Consider the following 15,546-nt stretch of genomic DNA (forward strand, 5'->3'; position numbering starts at 1 on the left):
TGGCCCTGAGCCCTGCCCCCTGCCCCCTAAGCCCTCGCCCGCATCAGCAGATGCCCCCGGCGGAACCGCTCCCCCTCCCACGGCTCCCGCAGCATCCGGCCGACCTCGGTGAAGCCCGTCTCGCCGGCCAGGTCCGCGAGGCCGTCGACGGGCCAGCGGTACGCCGTGGTCACCCTGTGGTCGAACTCCGTGACCGGGCCGCCCTCCGACTCGAAGAAGGCGAGCAGGAGCAGACCACCGGGGGCGAGCACCCGGCGGAACTCCTCGAAGCAGCCCCGCACTTCCTGCGGCGGCGTGTGGATGACCGAGTACCAGGACACGACGCCCGCCAGTCCGCCGTCGGGCACGTCGAGCGCGTCCATCGACCCGACCTCGAACCGCAGCTCCGGATAGGCCTCACGGGCGAGGCCTACCATCACCGGCGACAGGTCGACGCCGAAGACGTCCAGCCCCATCGACCGCAGCAGGGCGGTGACGGGGCCGGGGCCGCAGCCGACCTCGGCGACAGTGCCGTTGCCCTCGGCCCGCACGTGGTCGGCGAAGGCGGCGAGCAACGCGCGGTCCAGGGAAGGGCCGTTGAGGTCGGTGCGGTCGATTCCGGCGTACTCGACGGCGATGGCGTCGTAGGCGTCCGCCGTCGTGGCGAGGTGCGGGGAGGTTTCTGTCATGGGTGGAGACCTTAGGGGCCGCCTCTGACACCCACGCCCACACCCCCTCCTCCACAGCCCTCCCTCTACAACCCTCCCTCTACAGCCCCTCCTCCGTCGGCCGGTGCTCCACGTACTCGATCACCGTCCCGTCCCGGTGCCGCGCGGTGAACCCCGAGCCCGTCGGGACCTTGATCAGCGGCTCCGTGATCTCCGCGCCCTCCGCCGCCAGCCGCTCCAGGTACGCCCGCGCCGAGTCCACCAGCAGCGTGCCGTGCGTCGCGCGGAAGGGGGCCAGGGTCTCCTCCGTGCCCTCGATCAGGAGGAAGGCGCCGACCGCCGCGAGGGCGAGGTTCTGCTCCGGGTACGTGAACCACATGTCCCGTTCCGTGCCGAGCAGCCGCTCGTACGAGGCCGCCAGCGCGTCCAGCGTGCCGGGGCCGGTGTAGACGCGGAGGAAGGGGCGGGGGGCGGGCAGGTCCGTGGAGTCGTTGTGGCGGCGCCACATCGTCGGGGTGTCAGTCATGGGACCAGCCTCATTCCGGCCGACTGCCGCTGCCAGAGAGGCATTTGTGGGGGTGAGCCCAGGTCATAGGCTGAGGCCATGGCGACCACGGCGGCGACCACAACACCGACACCGACACCGAGCCCGGCGGCAACCTCGGCGCTCCGGTCCGCACTCGGCGGCTTCCTGCGCGCCCACCGCGAGCGCCTCACGCCCGGTGACGTCGGGCTGCCGGGCACCGTCCGCCGCCGCGCGAAGGGGCTGCGCCGCGAAGAGGTCGCCGTGCTCGCCGGGGTCTCCGTGGCCTGGTACACGTGGCTGGAGCAGGGCCGCGTGGACACCTCCCGGCAGGTGCTCGACGCCGTCGCCCGCGCCCTGCGCCTCGACGACGCCTCGCACCGGCACGCGCTGGCCCTCGCCGGGTTCGCCCCCGCGCCGGGCGCCGAGCCGCCCGCGCACGGCCCCGAGCTGCGGGCCGTCCTCGACAGCTGGCCCGACAGCCCGGCGCTGCTGCTGGGCCCCGCCCTGGACATCCTCGCCTGGAACCGCGCCTACGCCACGCTGTGGCCCGACCCGGCGGTGATCCCCGAGGAGCGGCGCAACCTCCTGCTCCTGCTGGTCACCGACGCACCGCATCAGCGGCTGCTGCCCGGCTGGGAGCCCGTCGCCATGGACCTGTACCGGCACCTGCGCACCCGCGCCGACCGCCACCCCGCGGCCGACGGCTTCCGGCGCCTCACCGCGCGGCTGCGTGCCGACCGGCCGGACCTGGCGGAGTGGTGGGCCTGCCGCTCGGTCGGCGACTTCGCCCCGCGCACGGTCGAGATCGTCCCGGAGGGGAGGGGTGGCGTGCCCCGCGCATACGGCATGACCCTGCTCCTCGCCCCCCAGCCGCAGGACGCCGCGATCCTCGTGCAGACGCACACGCAGACGGCGAAGCCCCCGGCTCCGTAGAGGAACCGGGGGCTTCCGCACGACCTCACGCAGCGGACGTCCGCGTGTCAGCAGCCCACGAGGCGCGCGGCGAGGTAGCCCTCGATCTGGTCGAGGGAGACGCGCTCCTGCTTCATGGAGTCACGCTCGCGGACCGTCACGGCGTTGTCGTCGAGGGTGTCGAAGTCGACGGTGACGCAGTACGGCGTGCCGATCTCGTCCTGGCGGCGGTAGCGGCGGCCGATGGCGCCCGCGTCGTCGAACTCGATGTTCCAGTTCTGCCGCAGGGCGGTCGCGAGGCCCTTGGCCTTCGGGGACAGCTCGGGGTTGCGGGAGAGCGGGAGCACCGCGACCTTCACCGGGGCGAGGCGGTGGTCGAAGCGCATGACCGTGCGCTTCTCCAGCTTGCCCTTGGCGTTGGGGGCCTCGTCCTCGATGTAGGAGTCGAGGAGGAAGGCGAGCATGGTGCGGCCGACACCGGCCGCGGGCTCGATGACGTACGGGGTCCAGCGCTCGCCGGCTTCCTGGTCGAAGTACGACAGGTCCTGGCCGGAGGCCTTGGAGTGCGCCGACAGGTCGTAGTCGGTGCGGTTGGCGACGCCTTCCAGCTCGCCCCACTCGCTGCCGCCGAACTGGAAGCGGTACTCGATGTCAGCGGTGCGCTTGGAGTAGTGGGAGAGCTTCTCCTTCGGGTGCTCGAACCACCGCATGTTCTCCTCGCGCAGGCCGAGGCCGGTGTACCAGTTCCAGCGCTGCTCCATCCAGTATTCCTGCCACTGCTCGTCCTCGCCCGGCTTGACGAAGAACTCCATCTCCATCTGCTCGAACTCGCGGGTGCGGAAGATGAAGTTGCCGGGGGTGATCTCGTTGCGGAAGGACTTGCCCATCTGCGCGATGCCGAACGGCGGCTTGCGGCGCGAGGTCTGCTGGACCTGGGCGAAGTTGGTGAAGATGCCCTGAGCGGTCTCGGGACGCAGGTAGGCGACGGAGCCGCTGTCCTGGGTGGGGCCGAGGTGGGTGGAGAGCAGGCCGGAGAACTGCTTGGGCTCGGTGAACTGGCCCTTGGTGCCGCAGTTGGGGCAGTTGATGTCCGCGAGGCTCTCCGGGGCGCGGCCCTTCTTCTCCTCGTACGACTCCTCCAGGTGGTCCGCGCGGAAGCGCTTGTGGCAGGAGGTGCACTCGGTGAGGGGGTCCGTGAAGGTGGCGATGTGGCCGGAGGCCTGCCAGACCTCGGAGGCCAGGATCACGGACGAGTCGATGCCGACGACATCTTCGCGCGAGGTGACCATGTAGCGCCACCACTGGCGCTTGAGGTTCTCCTTCAGCTCGACGCCCAGCGGTCCGTAGTCCCAGGCGGCGCGCTGGCCGCCGTAGATCTCACTGCACGGGAAAACGAAGCCACGGCGCTTGCTCAGGCTGACGATGGTGTCGATCTTGTCGGCGGCCACGGTGCTCTCTTCATAAGACGGTGGGCGAGGCGAATGCCTCAGGTTACCGGCGGCCCGACCCCCCTAATCAAATCGGTTCCCCACAAGCGGTCCCGAGCCCTCCGCCGGGCCCTCCGCCGAGGCTCTCGCCGGACCCCTTGTTGACAATCGTTTCCACATTTGTTGAAAATGAGTGTCATGAACGTACGACGACGCCTGATACCCACCGCCGCCCTCGCCTCCGCGACGGTCCTCGGCCTCACGGCGCTGACCGCCTGCTCCTCCTCCGCCGCGGACGACAAGGACGGCAAGCTCGACGTGGTGGCGTCGTTCTACCCCATGCAGTACCTCGCGGAGCAGATAGGCGGCGACCACGTCTCCGTCACGAACCTCACCGAACCCGGCCAGGAGCCGCACGACCTCGACGTCTCCGCCAAGCAGCGCGGACAGCTCGAAGAGTCCGACGTCGCCCTGTACCTCAAGGGGCTCCAGCCCGCGGTCGACGACGCGATCGACCAGTCCGGCATCGAGACCAAGGTCGACGCCGCCTCCCTGACCGGCATGGAGAAGCACGGCACCGAGGTCGGCGGCCACGCGGACGAGCACGACGACCACAAGGACGAGCACGGCGAAGAGGGCCACGAAGGGCATGGCCACGGCCACTCCCACGAAGGCTCCGACCCCCACATCTGGCTGGACCCGGTGAAGTACGCCGAGGTCGCCGAGGGCGTCGGCAAGGCCCTGGAGAAGGCCGACCCGGACCACGCGTCGACGTACAAGAAGAACACCGCCGAGCTGGTGAAGAAGCTCGATGGCCTGAACAAGCGCTTCGAAGACGGCTTGAAGAACACCAAGGCGCCCGCCCCGAAGGTCTTCATCACCACCCACGCCGCCTTCGGCTACCTCGCCGAGCGGTACGGCCTCACCGAGGAGGCCATCAGCGGTCTCGACCCCGAGGGCGAGCCGAGCGCCAAGCGCGTCAAGGACCTCCAGAAGATGGCGAAGGCCGACGGCGTCACCACGGTCTTCTACGAGACGCTGGTCAGCGACGAGACGGCCAAGACCCTGGCGAAGGACGCCGGCCTGAAGACTGATGTACTCGACCCGATCGAGGGCATCACCGGGAAGTCCAGGGGCGACGACTACATCGAGGTCATGGACTCCAACCTCCAGGCCCTGCGGAAGGCCCTGGGCGCCAAGTGACCCCACCCCCTGTGGCTACGGAGGCACGAGCCATGAGCAAGCACACCGCATCCGGTGAGGCGGAAGCCGTCATATCCCTGCGCAAGGTGACGGCCGAGCTGGGCTCGCGCCCCGTGCTGCGCGGCATCGACCTCACCGTGGGCCGCGGCGAGGTCGTCGCCCTGCTCGGCGCCAACGGCTCGGGCAAGTCCACCGCCGTGCGCACGGTCATCGGCCAGGTCCCGGTCAGCGGCGGCGAGGTCGAGATCTTCGGCACCCCGCGCCGCCGCTTCCGCGACTGGGCCCGCGTCGGGTACGTCCCGCAGCGCACCACCGCCGCGGGCGGCGTCCCCGCCACGATCAGCGAGGTCGTCACGTCGGGGCGGCTCTCCCGGGCCCGCTTCGGTCTGCTCCGCAAGGCCGACCGCGAGGCCGTCGCCCGCGCCATCGACCTGGTGGGCCTGGCCGACCGCGCCAAGGACTCCGTGAACGCCCTCTCCGGCGGCCAGCACCAGCGGGTCCTGATCGCCCGCGCGCTGGCCTCCGAACCGGAGCTGCTGATCATGGACGAGCCGATGGCGGGCGTCGACCTGGCGAGCCAGGAGGTCCTCGCGGCCACCCTGCGCGAGCAGGTCGCGAAGGGCACCTCGGTGCTGCTCGTGCTCCATGAACTGGGGCCGCTGGAGCCGCTGATCGACCGCGCCGTGGTGCTGCGCGACGGCTGCGTCCTGCACGACGGGCCGCCCCCGCGCGCCGTCGGCCAGCACGCCCTGCCCGGCCACGACCACGTCCACCCGCACCCCGCCGACTCCGAACCGGTCCGTACCGGCCTGCTGACCTGAGGGCGAGCAAGAACGATGGAAATCCTCGAATACGCCTTCATGCAGCGGGCCCTGCTCGCCGCCGTCCTGGTCGGCATCACCGCGCCCGCCGTCGGCATCTACCTCGTGCAGCGCCGCCAGGCCCTGATGGGCGACGGCATCGGCCACGTGGCGATGACGGGCGTCGGCCTCGGCTTCCTGCTCTCCACGTCCCCGGTGTGGATGGCGACGGCCGTCGCGATCGTCGGCGCCGTCGTGATGGAGCTGATCCGCTGGTACGGCAAGACGCGCGGCGACATCGCCCTCGCCATGCTGTTCTACGGCGGCATGGCGGGCGGCGTCATGTTCATCAACCTCGCGCCCGGCGGCTCGAACGCCAACCTCCAGTCGTACCTCTTCGGCTCGCTCTCGACGGTCTCCGAGGAGGACGTCACGGCGATCTGCCTGCTGGCCGCCTTTGTGGTCCTCGTCACGGTCGGGCTGCGCCGTCAGCTCTTCGCGGTCAGCCAGGACGAGGAGTTCGCGCGCGTGACCGGGGTGCCGGTCCGCGCCCTGAACCTGCTCACCGCCGTCACCGCCGCGGTCACCGTCACGGTCGCCATGCGGGTCGTCGGCCTGCTCCTGGTCTCCGCGCTGATGGTGGTGCCGGTGGCGGCCGCGCAGCAGCTCACCCGCAGTTTCGCGGCGACCTTCGCGATCTCCGTGGCGATCGGCGTCTGCGTGACCATCGGCGGCACGACGACGTCGTACTACCAGGACGTGCCGCCCGGCGCGACGATCGTGCTGCTCACCATCGGTGTCTTCATCGCCCTGACGGTGCTCGCGACGCCGCTGGCCCGGCGCAGGGCGCGGGCCGTGGCCGCCGCGGAGGCCGCCGGCGATCCCGCGGAGTGTTCGGTTCCGGCCCAGCCGGCGGGCAAGCGCTGACTCGGGTTCCGGGCGACCTGGCACAATGGCCCGGCAGGCCCAGACCAGAGCGCAGACGCGAGGAGACAACCGTGGGAGCCCCGGTTCGAGGCAGGTCCACCCGCCAGCGCGCGGCGGTGGCCGCGGCACTCGACGACGTGGACGAGTTCCGCAGTGCGCAGGAGCTGCACGACATGCTCAAGCACAAGGGCGACTCGGTCGGACTGACCACGGTCTACCGCACGCTCCAGTCCCTCGCCGACGCAGGTGAGGTCGACGCGCTGCGCACCAGCGACGGCGAGACGGTCTACCGCCGCTGCTCGACCGGCGAGCACCACCACCACCTGGTCTGCCGCGTCTGTGGCAAGGCCGTGGAGGTGGAGGGCCCGGCCGTCGAGACGTGGGCCGAGACGATCGCCGCCGAGCACGGCTTCGTGAACGTGGCGCACACGGTCGAGATCTTCGGGACCTGCGCGGACTGCGCCAGCAAGTAGCCGCCGCTTTCGGGTGTACGAAGGGGCCCGCGCCGTCACGGTGACGGCGCGGGCCCCTTCGTGTGCGGATGCCTAGCTCTCGGCGATCTGCTGCTCGTTGGGGATCGCCCCGCCGAAGCGGCGGTCGCGCCCGGCGTATTCGAGGCAGGCCCGCCACAGGTCCCGGCGGTCGAAGTCCGGCCACAGCACGTCCTGGAAGACCATCTCGGCGTACGCGCTCTGCCACAGCAGGTAGTTGGAGGTGCGCTGCTCGCCGCTGGGGCGCAGGAACAGGTCGACGTCCGGCATGTCCGGGTAGTACAGGTACTTCGCGAACGTCTTCTCGCTGACCTTCGACGGGTCGAGGCGGCCCGCCTTGACGTCCTCGGCGAGGGCCTGGGCGGCGTCGGCGATCTCGGCGCGGCCGCCGTAGTTCATGCAGAAGTACAGGGTGAGCTTGTCGTTGCCCTTGGTCTGCTCCTGGGAGATCTCCAGCTCCCTGGCGACCGACTTCCACAGCTTGGGCATCCGGCCGACCCACCGCACGCGGACACCCAGCTCGTCGAGCTGGTCGCGGGTCTTGCGGATGAAGTCGCGGTTGAAGTTCATCAGGAACTTCACCTCGTCCGGGGAGCGCTTCCAGTTCTCCGTGGAGAAGGCGTAGAGCGAGATCGCGCCGACGCCCATCTCGATGCCGCCCTGGAGGACGTCGAGCACGCGCTCCGCGCCGACCTTGTGCCCCTCGGTGCGCGGCAGCCCGCGCTCCTTCGCCCACCGGCCGTTGCCGTCCATGACGATCGCCACGTGCTTGGGCACCAGCTCGCCGGGGATCTTCGGCGGCCGTACGCCAGTGGGGTGCGGCTCGGGGGTCTTGTACTCACGGCGGGACCGTCCGAGGATTCCGCGTCGTGCCATGGGGCTCTCTCTCCTACGTGACCGAAATCGGTGGTGCTGCTCAGCCCGGCCCAGCCCGGCTCAGCCTGGTTCAGCTCTTCTCTACGTATCGCAGAGACCGCAGCCCGCGCTCCAGGTGCCAGTGCAGATAGGCCGAAACCAGCCCACTGCCCTCGCGCGCGTGCCGCGCCTCGCACGCGTCCGCCGTCTCCCAGTCCCCCGTGAGCAGCGCGCCCAGCAGGGTCAGGGCCTCCGCCGACGGTACGACGCTGCCGGGCACCCGGCAGTCGACGCAGACGGAGCCGCCCGCCGCGACCGAGAAGAACCGGTTCGGTCCCGGCAGACCGCACTTGGCGCAGTCGTTGAAGCTGGGCGCGTAGCCGTTCACGGCGAGGGAGCGCAGCAGGAACGCGTCGAGGACGAGGTGCGGCTCGTGCTCACCCCTGGCGAGGACCCGCAGCCCGCCCACGAGCAGCAGATACTGCTGTACGGCGGGCTCCCCCTCGTTGTCGGTGAACCGTTCCGCCGTCTCCAGCATGGCCGTGCCGGCGGTGTAGCGTGCGTAGTCCGTCACGATCCCGCCACCGTACGGAGCGATGGTCTCGCTCTGAGTGCACAGTGGCAGGCCGCGCCCGACCAGTTCGCTGCCTCGCGCGAAGAACTGCACGTCGACGTGGGAGAACGGTTCGAGCCGCGCCCCGAACTTCGACTTGGTGCGCCGCACGCCGCGCGCCACGGCGCGTACCCGGCCGTGACCGCGCGTGAGCAGCGTGATGATCCGGTCCGCCTCACCCAGCTTCTGGGTGCGCAGCACGATGCCGTCGTCGCGGAACAGACTCATGGGCCCATTCTCGCGTACGCCGGGAGGTCACAGGTCCTGGGGGAGCAGCGGGGCCTCGCAGTGTGCGGCCAGGGAAGGAAACCCCGCGTGGTACCGCCCCGGACCGGTACCGTACGAGAGGTCAGCCCCATCCGCACCGGAGGCCCCTGTGAGTGCCCCGCCCGACGGCCCGTACGAGCCCTTGATTCCGATGCCCGAGCTGACACCCGACGCACTACGGGCAGCGGTGGCCCGGATCGCGCCCAGCCGGATTCCCGCGCTCACTCAACACCTCTTCGAGGCGACGACGAACGCCCAGCAGACGCAGAGCCTTGCTCCCCTGCGTGCCTTCATCCACTCATGGGCGGTCTTCGTCGCGATCGAACGCCATCCGCAGCGCGCGGCCCGCCTGCGCGAACTGGAACGGCTGGTGAACGCGGCGGAGCGGGACCCAACAGACGCCATCATCGAGATCCGCCGTATCCGGGACGAGGCGGAAGCCGAGGCCGGCCTGTGACCGACTGGTCCTGGGACTGGAACCCGAGCGAGGAGTACCTCACCGACGGAGTCCCGCCGGGTGTCGTCGCCGAGGTCGAGCGGCTGACCACCGAGCTCGCGGCGCTCGGACCGGACTCCGTCAGGGTCGGCCGGCCGTTCGACCGTGAAGGCGGGCTGCGCGAGTTCGACCTCCTCGGCGGGCGTGGCTTCATCAGCTTCCTGCCAGTGCCGCGTCATGAGTGCGTCTGCGTCTGCAACATCACCTGGTACGGCTGAGCGTCAAGGCACCTCCCCCCGGCTCCGCGCGTTCGCGTACGCCGTCGCCGCGCGGAGCCGCTCCGCCGCCGTCGCCGTGCGGATCGCCTCCGGGGCGCAGTCCCATTCCCGGCCGCCGCCGTAGGGGCGCAGCTGGACGTAGGGCCCCTCGTAGCCCATGACCCTGCCGACGCGTCCGTTGCGGGTGTCGACGACGTACGAGCCGACGGGCGGGTCGACGGGATGGGTCACGACGCCCCCCTCAGGGCAGCGGCCAGGCGCGCGGCCACGTCGGCGGAACACCCGCCCAATTCGATGCGCGGACACGGCGCCTCCCGGGCGACCGACGCCGGGTCGATCCGCAAGGACGGCAACGTAATTCCCGCTCGTACGAGTGCGGCGCGCAATTCCCTCAATGTTTCCTCCGCCAGTTCGACGCATACCACTGCGTGGCGCTTTGATTCCGCCGTCACGTCACTCCCCTTCGTCTGCGGCTTTCACTCTTCGTGCCCCTACGGTGACGCACTGCATCTACACTTGGCAGGAGTCTGTCCTCTACAACTGGAGGGCAGGGGAAGGCGGTTGGCCATGGCCAATGGTTCACGTCAGGCAGCGTGGGAGTTCTTCGGCGCGGAGCTGAAGAGGCGTCGGGAGGACGCGGGGTTCAGTCAATCGGTCCTGGGCACAAGGGTTTTCGTCTCCGGTGGATACATTGGCCAGTTCGAGCAGGCCATTCGCAAGCCGCAGCTGGATGTGGCGCAGCGGATCGACGCGGCGCTACAAACCGATGGCTTTTTCGAGCGAATGTGCCGGAAGCTGATCGATGACAAGCGGTATGCGGACTATTTCGCGGCGGTCGTGCAGCTGGAGGCGCTGGCGACGCGAATCTGCGAGTTCGCGCCGACGGTGATTCCGGGGCTGTTGCAGACGGCGGAGTACGCACGTGCGGTCACGCTCGCGGCGAACCCCTTCGTCACGGACGAGTACGTCGAGGAGAAGGTGACCGCGCGGCTGGAGCGGGCGCGCATCCTCAAGGACGCTACACGGCCCGAGTATTGGGTCGTGCTGCACGAGAACGTGCTGTACATCCCGGTGGGCGGTCCGGCCGTCATGGCCCAGCAGTTGAGCCATGTAGCGACGCTGATGCGTGAACGGCAGCTGTTGCTGATAGTGCTTCCGTACGATGCGGGGGCGCACGCCTCGATGGCTGGGGATCTGCGGCTCATGGAGTTCGAGGACGCACCGCCGACCGCCTATACAGAGACGTCGTTTTCGGGAACCCTCATCGACGAACCGGTAGTGGTGAAGCGCGCACAGCGCACATACGATCTGCTCAGGGGCGCCGCGATGTCGCCGGAGGCGTCCCTCGCCCTGATCGAATCGGCGGCTGAGGACTACAAACGATGCGCAAGTACGACCTGAGCAGCGCCCGTTGGCACAAGAGCAGCTACAGCAACGGCGAGGGCGGCAACTGCGTCGAGGTCGCCCGCGACTTCGTCGGTGCCGCCCGCTGGCGCAAGAGCAGCTACAGCAACGGCCAAGGCGGCGACTGCGTCGAGGTCGCCGACGGAGTCCCCGGTGTCGTCCCCGTGCGGGACAGCAAGGTTCCGCACGGTCCCGCCCTGGTGATCGGCGCCGCCGCGTGGCAGGCGTTCGTCAGCGGCGCGGCCGCGGCGGACCGGCGGTGAGTCCGCTCAGCACCAGCACTGGCACCAGCGAGCCCACCTCCCGGCCGCGATGTCACCGCCAGGGGTGCGGCGTGGGCAGGAAGTGCACGTCGTAGCGGTCCTGTTCGGAGCGGAGGCCGTCGAAGGACTCCAGGCCGTGCTGAATCCGCCCCAACGCGCGGAAGTAGCCGAAGCGCTCGACGCCCGGCGTCAGCACGGCCAGCAGCCGGGCGGTGGAGCCGCGCGCCGCGCCGAACGCGTGCGGCACGTGCGGCGGGACGACGACGAGACCGCCCTCCTCCACGGTCGACCGCTCTCCGCCGAGCAGGAACTCGGCGGCGCCCTCGGCGACGTAGAAGAGTTCGTGCGACAGGGCGTGGAAGTGCGGGCGCGCGCCGTCGGCCCCCTCGCCGAGGGTCAGTGCGTTCGCGCCGAGCGCGCCACCGGTCTCGCTAGCGTCGGCGAGGAGCGAGAAACCGCCGCCGTGCGGGAGGGGAACGTGCTCGGCGTCGGCGGGGCGGCGGACGAACGGCGGGAGCGCCTCGGGGTTCTCGGCGGGTGTGACCACGGTCGGTCCTGGCCTTTCGGGGGCGGGGTGGGAGGGGCACCGCCATTCGAACCCGGGAAGCGGGCGCGTACCACCGGTTGTTGTCGCCCACAGAAATCACGGATCGTGATCAATCCGGGGCGGGGGGACGGGGCATGGAGCTGCGGCAGCTGGAGTACTTCGTGGCGGTGGCCGAGGAGGGCGGGTTCGCGCGTGCGGCCGAGCGCTGCGGGGTCGTGCAGTCGGCGGTGAGCCAGCAGGTGCGGCGGCTGGAGCGGGAGTGGGGCTTGCCGCTCTTCGCGCGGTCCACGCGGCGCGTACGGCTCTCGGGGGCGGGCGAGCGGCTGCTGCCGGAGGCGCGGGCCGTGCTCGCGGCGGCCCGGCGGACCCGGCAGGTCGCCGCCGATGTCGCGGGCGGCTCGGACGGCGTGCTGCGGCTGGGCGGGGTGCAGGGCCCCGGCGGCCGGCTGTTCGGCGTACTGCACGAGCTGGCGGAACGGGCGCCCGGCCTCCGGGTCACGCTGCGCCGCCTGCCGCCCGCCGAGCGGCTCGCGGCGGTACGGGCGGGCGAACTGGACGCCGCTTTCGTCCGTGCCCTGGACGCGGCCCCCGGCCTGGAGCTGCTGCCGGTGTGGAGCGACCCGCTGTACGTGGCGCTGCCGGCCCGCCATCCGCTGGCCGAGGGGCCGGGCCTGACGCTCGCTCGGCTGACGGCGGCGGGGCTGCCGCTGCGGCTCGCGCCGCGCGAGAACAATCCGCCCTTCCACGACCTGATCACCGGGGCCCTGCGCGCGGCGGGGGCGCAACGGCCGCTTCTGGGACCGCCGTTCACGACGCTCCAGGAGACGCTGACAGCCGTCGGCGGCGCGGGCGAGCCGTCGTGGACCGTGTTCTACGAGGTGAACGGCCTGCCGTCGCTGCCCCGGGTGGCGGTACGGCCGCTGCCGGGCCCCGAGGTGGTGACCAGCCTCGCCGTCCGGCCGGGGCCGCCGGGCCCGGCCCTGCGCGAGCTGCTGCTCGTCACCACGGCGAGGGAGGGGGCGGACCCGTCCGGGCAGATCCGGGGGCCGGCCGGGGAGCTGAGCGCGAGGGCGCACGCGTCGTGACCGCCGACCTCGGCTTCTACGCGGCCTTCGCCACGCGTGGCGAGATCCTCGGTACGGGCATCGGTGCCGGCCCGGCCGCGTGGGAGGCCGCGCTGGGGCCGGATCACCTGGACGATCCCGGCGAAGGGACGCTGCGCCGGGACCACGGACTGGTGGAGCTGTCCTTCTCGGCGGCGGAAAAGCCCCTGGGCCGCTCCAGCTCCCGCCCCTTCTCCTGCTACGGAATCAGCGTGCAGGTCCACCGGCTGGCCCACGACGCCCCGACCGCGTCCCTGGTGCCGTCGGCCCTCGTACGGGAGTACGGGGAGTTCACGCCGCGCGTCCGGTTCGAGGAGCTGCGGTCCGCGATCCTCTCCCTGGGGTGCACGGTCGAGCCCGAGGACCTCTCGGCGGACATCCACCGCTACCGCGTGCCCGAGTCCGGCGCCCGCGTCTTCGTCATCGACGACCCGGACCCCTACGGGGACGGCCAGCACGACACCGACGACCCGGAGACGGCCCAGGCGGGCGACGTATGGGCGTTGAGCGTGTGTCCGGCCTGGTGGGGCGCTTCCCCGTGACGTCCCCGGTGGCCCAAGATGCACCCATGAAGAGTGACTTGTTCTCCAGTGACCACATGGCACAACCGGCCCTCGCCCCCGGGATGACCCTCCAGAACGCCAAGTCCATCAAGTACGCGGTGCACGGCGAGATGTTCGCGCGGCAGGGCGCGATGATCGCGTACCGGGGTGATCTCCAGTTCGAACGCAAGGGTCAGGGCGTGGGCGGCATGCTCAAGCGCGCGATGACCGGGGAGGGGCTGCCGCTGATGGCGGTGCGCGGCCAGGGCGAGGCGTGGTTCGCGCACGAGGCGCAGAACTGCTTCATCGTCGACGTCGAACCGGGCGACGTCCTCACGGTCAACGGCCGCAACGTCCTGTGTTTCGACGCCACCCTCTCGTACGAGATCAAGACGGTGAAGGGCTCGGGGATCGCCGGTGGCGGACTGTTCAACAGCGTCTTCTCGGGCGCGGGCCGCCTCGGCCTGGTCTGCGACGGCAACCCGCTGGTGATCCCCGTCTCGCCGCAGCAGCCGGTGTACGTCGACACGGACGCGGTGGTCGGCTGGACCGCCGACCTCGCCACGTCCCTGCACCGCTCGCAGTCCATCGGTTCGATGATCCGCGGCGGCTCGGGCGAGGCGGTACAGCTGATGCTCCGGGGCGAGGGCCACGTCATCGTGCGGCCGAGCGAGGTGACGCCGCAGAAGGCGCAGCAGCACTGAGTGCTGCCGCGCCGACGGCGGACGGCTCCCCCGGGAAGGGGGGGGTCAGGCGGCCTGGCCGGCCCGCTGCTCGTACCCGGCGAGGCGGACGCAGACGGTCAGGCCGTGCATGGCCTGCTCCACCTCGGCGAGGCCCGGGAAGCTCGGGGCGATCCGGATGACGGCGTCGCGCGGGTCGTCGCCGTAGGGGTGCGTGGCACCGGCCGGGGTCAGCACGATGCCGGCCTCGGCGGCGCGGCGCACCACGTCCTTGGCGCAGCCGTCGGGGACCTGGAGGGTGACGAAGTAGCCGCCCTTGGGGGAGGTCCAGGTGGCGAGGCCGGTGCCGCCCAGCTCGGCGTCGAGGATGCGCGCCACCGCCTCGAACTTGGGCTGGAGCAGGGCGCGCTGGCGCTCCATGTGGGCGCGTACGCCGTCGGCGTCCCGCAGGAACAGCGCGTGGCGCAGCTGGTTGATCTTGTCGGGGCCGATCGAACGCTTCTGGTTGTTGGCCAGCAGCCACTTGACGTTGGCGGGCGAGGAGCCGAAGAAGGCGACGCCCGCGCCCGCCGCGGTGATCTTGGAGGTGGAGCCGAAGACGAACGCGCGGTCCGGGTTCCCCGTCTCGGCGCAGGCACCGAGCAGGTCGGCCAGCTCGGCGGGCTCGTCGGTGAGGTGGTGGACGGCGTAGGCGTTGTCCCAGAAGATCCGGAAGTCGGGGGCGGCGGTCTCCATGCGGGCGAGGCGGGTCACGGTCTCGTCGCTGTAGACGACGCCGTCGGGGTTGCTGTACTTCGGCACGCACCAGATGCCCTTGACCGCCGGGTTCTCGGCGGCGAGCCGCTCGACCTCGTCCATGTCGGGCCCGTCGGCCGTCATCGGCACCGGGATCATGTCGATGCCGAACCGCTCGCAGAGCGCGAAGTGCCGGTCGTAGCCGGGCACGGGGCACAGGAACGCGACGCGCTCCTGGTCCACCCAGCGCGACTCGGCGCCGGGCAGCACGCCGAGGAGGGCGTGCACCAGGCAGTCGTGCATCAGCTCCAGGCTGGAGTTGCCGAGGGCGAGGAGCTGGGCGACGGGCACCTGGAGCAGCTCGGCGAAGATCTCGCGCAGCTCGGGCAGGCCCTGGAGGCCGCCGTAGTTGCGTACGTCGGTGCCGTCGGCGGCGGTGTGGCGGCCGCCGGGCAGGCCGAGCAGGTCCGCGCTGAGGTCGAGCTGTTCCGGCGCGGGCTTGCCCCGGGTGAGGTCGAGGGAGAGGCCGCGGGCGGCGAGCTGCTCGTAGTCCTTCCGGGCCTGCTCAAGGAGTCCGGCGAGGGCCGGGGCGGCGTCGGGGCTCAGCTCGGTGGTCATGGTGGTGCCTCTCGCAGGTGGGGCTTCGGGGGTCGGAGGGGGGCGGCGTGGTCGGGCCGGGAACCGCGTGGACGGTTCGCGACTGCCGAGAATACAAACCGGCTCCCCGCCCCGCCCCGAGCGCCCGCTCCACGAGACGCCCCGTGGGGGTGAAACGCGCTGTGCGGGGCCTTGACCGGCCTCCCCGCCCCTCCTATGGTCGCCACGCCACCCATGACGTAGGACGTGGGACGTCCGCCCGGAACAGGGGGCATCCCCAGGGACCCCGG

General features: G+C 71.2%; 20 protein-coding genes. 12 read left to right on the forward strand and 8 right to left on the reverse strand.

Going from position 1 to position 15,546, the window contains the following annotated elements; genetic code table 11:
- Positions 1–26: 26 nt before the first annotated feature.
- Positions 27–668 carry a class I SAM-dependent methyltransferase gene (locus J2N69_RS11285; protein WP_230900617.1) on the reverse strand — a complete coding sequence of 214 codons (642 nt, stop codon included), beginning with the start codon at positions 666–668 and terminating at the stop codon, positions 27–29.
- Positions 669–747: 79 nt separating this feature from the next.
- Positions 748–1,173 carry a hypothetical protein gene (locus tag J2N69_RS11290; protein ID WP_230900618.1) on the reverse strand — a complete coding sequence of 142 codons (426 nt, stop codon included), beginning with the start codon at positions 1,171–1,173 and terminating at the stop codon, positions 748–750.
- A 78-nt stretch (positions 1,174–1,251) separates the two neighbouring features.
- Here J2N69_RS11290 and J2N69_RS11295 point away from each other — a divergent pair, with 78 nt between their 5' ends.
- Complete coding sequence (locus J2N69_RS11295; RefSeq protein ID WP_230900619.1) at positions 1,252–2,106, forward strand: helix-turn-helix domain-containing protein; 855 nt, start codon at positions 1,252–1,254, stop codon at positions 2,104–2,106.
- A gap of 47 nt (positions 2,107–2,153) precedes the next feature.
- Here J2N69_RS11295 and J2N69_RS11300 read toward each other — a convergent pair whose 3' ends face one another.
- On the reverse strand, positions 2,154–3,533 hold the full coding sequence (locus J2N69_RS11300; RefSeq protein ID WP_127911733.1) for a glycine--tRNA ligase: 1,380 nt from the start codon (positions 3,531–3,533) through the stop codon (positions 2,154–2,156).
- A 177-nt stretch (positions 3,534–3,710) separates the two neighbouring features.
- Here J2N69_RS11300 and J2N69_RS11305 point away from each other — a divergent pair, with 177 nt between their 5' ends.
- From J2N69_RS11305 to J2N69_RS11320, 4 genes are all read left to right on the forward strand, one after another.
- Entirely contained in the window at positions 3,711–4,715 is a 1,005-nt protein-coding gene (locus J2N69_RS11305) for a metal ABC transporter substrate-binding protein (protein WP_230900620.1), read from the forward strand.
- 32 nt (positions 4,716–4,747) lie between these two features.
- A complete protein-coding gene (locus J2N69_RS11310; protein WP_230900621.1) occupies positions 4,748–5,536 on the forward strand; it encodes a metal ABC transporter ATP-binding protein in 789 nt (262 codons plus the stop codon).
- A gap of 15 nt (positions 5,537–5,551) precedes the next feature.
- On the forward strand, positions 5,552–6,442 hold the full coding sequence (locus J2N69_RS11315) for a metal ABC transporter permease (RefSeq protein WP_230900622.1): 891 nt from the start codon (positions 5,552–5,554) through the stop codon (positions 6,440–6,442).
- 71 nt (positions 6,443–6,513) lie between these two features.
- A complete protein-coding gene (locus J2N69_RS11320) occupies positions 6,514–6,915 on the forward strand; it encodes a Fur family transcriptional regulator (RefSeq protein WP_205038233.1) in 402 nt (133 codons plus the stop codon).
- Between the two features lie 72 nt (positions 6,916–6,987).
- Here J2N69_RS11320 and J2N69_RS11325 read toward each other — a convergent pair whose 3' ends face one another.
- Together J2N69_RS11325 and recO are read right to left on the reverse strand one after the other, a co-directional pair.
- The gene (locus J2N69_RS11325; protein WP_127911740.1) at positions 6,988–7,809 is read right to left on the reverse strand and encodes an isoprenyl transferase; all 822 of its coding nucleotides are present in this window, start codon (positions 7,807–7,809) and stop codon (positions 6,988–6,990) included.
- A gap of 70 nt (positions 7,810–7,879) precedes the next feature.
- A complete protein-coding gene (gene recO / locus J2N69_RS11330; RefSeq protein ID WP_127911741.1) occupies positions 7,880–8,629 on the reverse strand; it encodes a DNA repair protein RecO in 750 nt (249 codons plus the stop codon).
- 190 nt (positions 8,630–8,819) lie between these two features.
- Between recO and J2N69_RS11335 the strand changes: the two genes are divergently transcribed.
- Both J2N69_RS11335 and J2N69_RS11340 read left to right on the forward strand, forming a co-directional pair.
- Positions 8,820–9,125 (forward strand): hypothetical protein, encoded by a 306-nt coding sequence (locus J2N69_RS11335; RefSeq protein ID WP_230900623.1) that lies wholly within the window; start codon positions 8,820–8,822, stop codon positions 9,123–9,125.
- On the forward strand, positions 9,122–9,382 hold the full coding sequence (locus J2N69_RS11340) for a hypothetical protein (RefSeq protein ID WP_230900624.1): 261 nt from the start codon (positions 9,122–9,124) through the stop codon (positions 9,380–9,382). The genes J2N69_RS11335 and J2N69_RS11340 overlap by 4 nt, the downstream gene beginning before the upstream one ends.
- Before the next feature lie 3 nt (positions 9,383–9,385).
- Here J2N69_RS11340 and J2N69_RS11345 read toward each other — a convergent pair whose 3' ends face one another.
- Positions 9,386–9,613 (reverse strand): hypothetical protein, encoded by a 228-nt coding sequence (locus tag J2N69_RS11345; RefSeq protein ID WP_230905024.1) that lies wholly within the window; start codon positions 9,611–9,613, stop codon positions 9,386–9,388.
- A 336-nt stretch (positions 9,614–9,949) separates the two neighbouring features.
- On the opposite strand from J2N69_RS11345, the gene J2N69_RS11355 reads away from it, so the two are divergent.
- Together J2N69_RS11355 and J2N69_RS11360 are read left to right on the forward strand one after the other, a co-directional pair.
- Entirely contained in the window at positions 9,950–10,783 is an 834-nt protein-coding gene (locus tag J2N69_RS11355; RefSeq protein ID WP_230900625.1) for a helix-turn-helix domain-containing protein, read from the forward strand.
- Positions 10,765–11,049, forward strand: a complete 285-nt coding sequence (locus J2N69_RS11360; RefSeq protein ID WP_230900626.1) for a DUF397 domain-containing protein — start codon at positions 10,765–10,767, stop codon at positions 11,047–11,049. The genes J2N69_RS11355 and J2N69_RS11360 overlap by 19 nt, the downstream gene beginning before the upstream one ends.
- A gap of 52 nt (positions 11,050–11,101) precedes the next feature.
- Here the strand turns inward: J2N69_RS11360 and J2N69_RS11365 are convergent, their stop codons facing one another.
- On the reverse strand, positions 11,102–11,596 hold the full coding sequence (locus tag J2N69_RS11365; protein WP_230900627.1) for a cupin domain-containing protein: 495 nt from the start codon (positions 11,594–11,596) through the stop codon (positions 11,102–11,104).
- Between the two features lie 134 nt (positions 11,597–11,730).
- Between J2N69_RS11365 and J2N69_RS11370 the strand changes: the two genes are divergently transcribed.
- Genes J2N69_RS11370 through J2N69_RS11380 form a run of 3 tightly spaced genes read left to right on the forward strand, consistent with a single transcriptional unit; the run spans position 11,731 to position 13,945 of the window.
- Positions 11,731–12,681, forward strand: a complete 951-nt coding sequence (locus tag J2N69_RS11370) for a LysR family transcriptional regulator (RefSeq protein ID WP_230900628.1) — start codon at positions 11,731–11,733, stop codon at positions 12,679–12,681.
- The gene (locus tag J2N69_RS11375) at positions 12,678–13,241 is read left to right on the forward strand and encodes a hypothetical protein (RefSeq protein WP_230900629.1); all 564 of its coding nucleotides are present in this window, start codon (positions 12,678–12,680) and stop codon (positions 13,239–13,241) included. Before J2N69_RS11370 ends, J2N69_RS11375 begins: the two co-directional genes overlap by 4 nt.
- A 26-nt stretch (positions 13,242–13,267) precedes the next feature.
- Positions 13,268–13,945: an AIM24 family protein gene (locus J2N69_RS11380; protein ID WP_230900630.1), complete on the forward strand. Its 678-nt coding sequence runs from the start codon at positions 13,268–13,270 to the stop codon at positions 13,943–13,945.
- A 45-nt stretch (positions 13,946–13,990) separates the two neighbouring features.
- Here the strand turns inward: J2N69_RS11380 and J2N69_RS11385 are convergent, their stop codons facing one another.
- Positions 13,991–15,277 (reverse strand): aspartate aminotransferase type Ic, encoded by a 1,287-nt coding sequence (locus J2N69_RS11385; protein ID WP_230900631.1) that lies wholly within the window; start codon positions 15,275–15,277, stop codon positions 13,991–13,993.
- Between the last annotated feature and the right edge of the window lie 269 nt (positions 15,278–15,546).

Source organism: Streptomyces huasconensis (assembly GCF_021028635.1).
Lineage (GTDB): Bacteria > Actinomycetota > Actinomycetes > Streptomycetales > Streptomycetaceae > Streptomyces > Streptomyces huasconensis.

Excerpts from the sequence above, each read along its gene's own strand:
- J2N69_RS11285 (WP_230900617.1), bottom strand. The coding sequence starts at position 668 with ATGACAGAAACCTCCCCGCACCTCGCCACGACGGCGGACGCCTACGAC.
- J2N69_RS11290 (WP_230900618.1), bottom strand. The coding sequence starts at position 1,173 with ATGACTGACACCCCGACGATGTGGCGCCGCCACAACGACTCCACGGAC.
- J2N69_RS11295 (WP_230900619.1), top strand. The coding sequence starts at position 1,252 with ATGGCGACCACGGCGGCGACCACAACACCGACACCGACACCGAGCCCG.
- J2N69_RS11305 (WP_230900620.1), top strand. The coding sequence starts at position 3,711 with ATGAACGTACGACGACGCCTGATACCCACCGCCGCCCTCGCCTCCGCG.
- J2N69_RS11310 (WP_230900621.1), top strand. The coding sequence starts at position 4,748 with ATGAGCAAGCACACCGCATCCGGTGAGGCGGAAGCCGTCATATCCCTG.
- J2N69_RS11315 (WP_230900622.1), top strand. The coding sequence starts at position 5,552 with ATGGAAATCCTCGAATACGCCTTCATGCAGCGGGCCCTGCTCGCCGCC.
- J2N69_RS11325 (WP_127911740.1), bottom strand. The coding sequence starts at position 7,809 with ATGGCACGACGCGGAATCCTCGGACGGTCCCGCCGTGAGTACAAGACC.
- recO (WP_127911741.1), bottom strand. The coding sequence starts at position 8,629 with ATGAGTCTGTTCCGCGACGACGGCATCGTGCTGCGCACCCAGAAGCTG.
- J2N69_RS11335 (WP_230900623.1), top strand. The coding sequence starts at position 8,820 with ATGCCCGAGCTGACACCCGACGCACTACGGGCAGCGGTGGCCCGGATC.
- J2N69_RS11355 (WP_230900625.1), top strand. The coding sequence starts at position 9,950 with ATGGCCAATGGTTCACGTCAGGCAGCGTGGGAGTTCTTCGGCGCGGAG.
- J2N69_RS11360 (WP_230900626.1), top strand. The coding sequence starts at position 10,765 with ATGCGCAAGTACGACCTGAGCAGCGCCCGTTGGCACAAGAGCAGCTAC.
- J2N69_RS11370 (WP_230900628.1), top strand. The coding sequence starts at position 11,731 with ATGGAGCTGCGGCAGCTGGAGTACTTCGTGGCGGTGGCCGAGGAGGGC.
- J2N69_RS11380 (WP_230900630.1), top strand. The coding sequence starts at position 13,268 with ATGAAGAGTGACTTGTTCTCCAGTGACCACATGGCACAACCGGCCCTC.
- J2N69_RS11385 (WP_230900631.1), bottom strand. The coding sequence starts at position 15,277 with ATGACCACCGAGCTGAGCCCCGACGCCGCCCCGGCCCTCGCCGGACTC.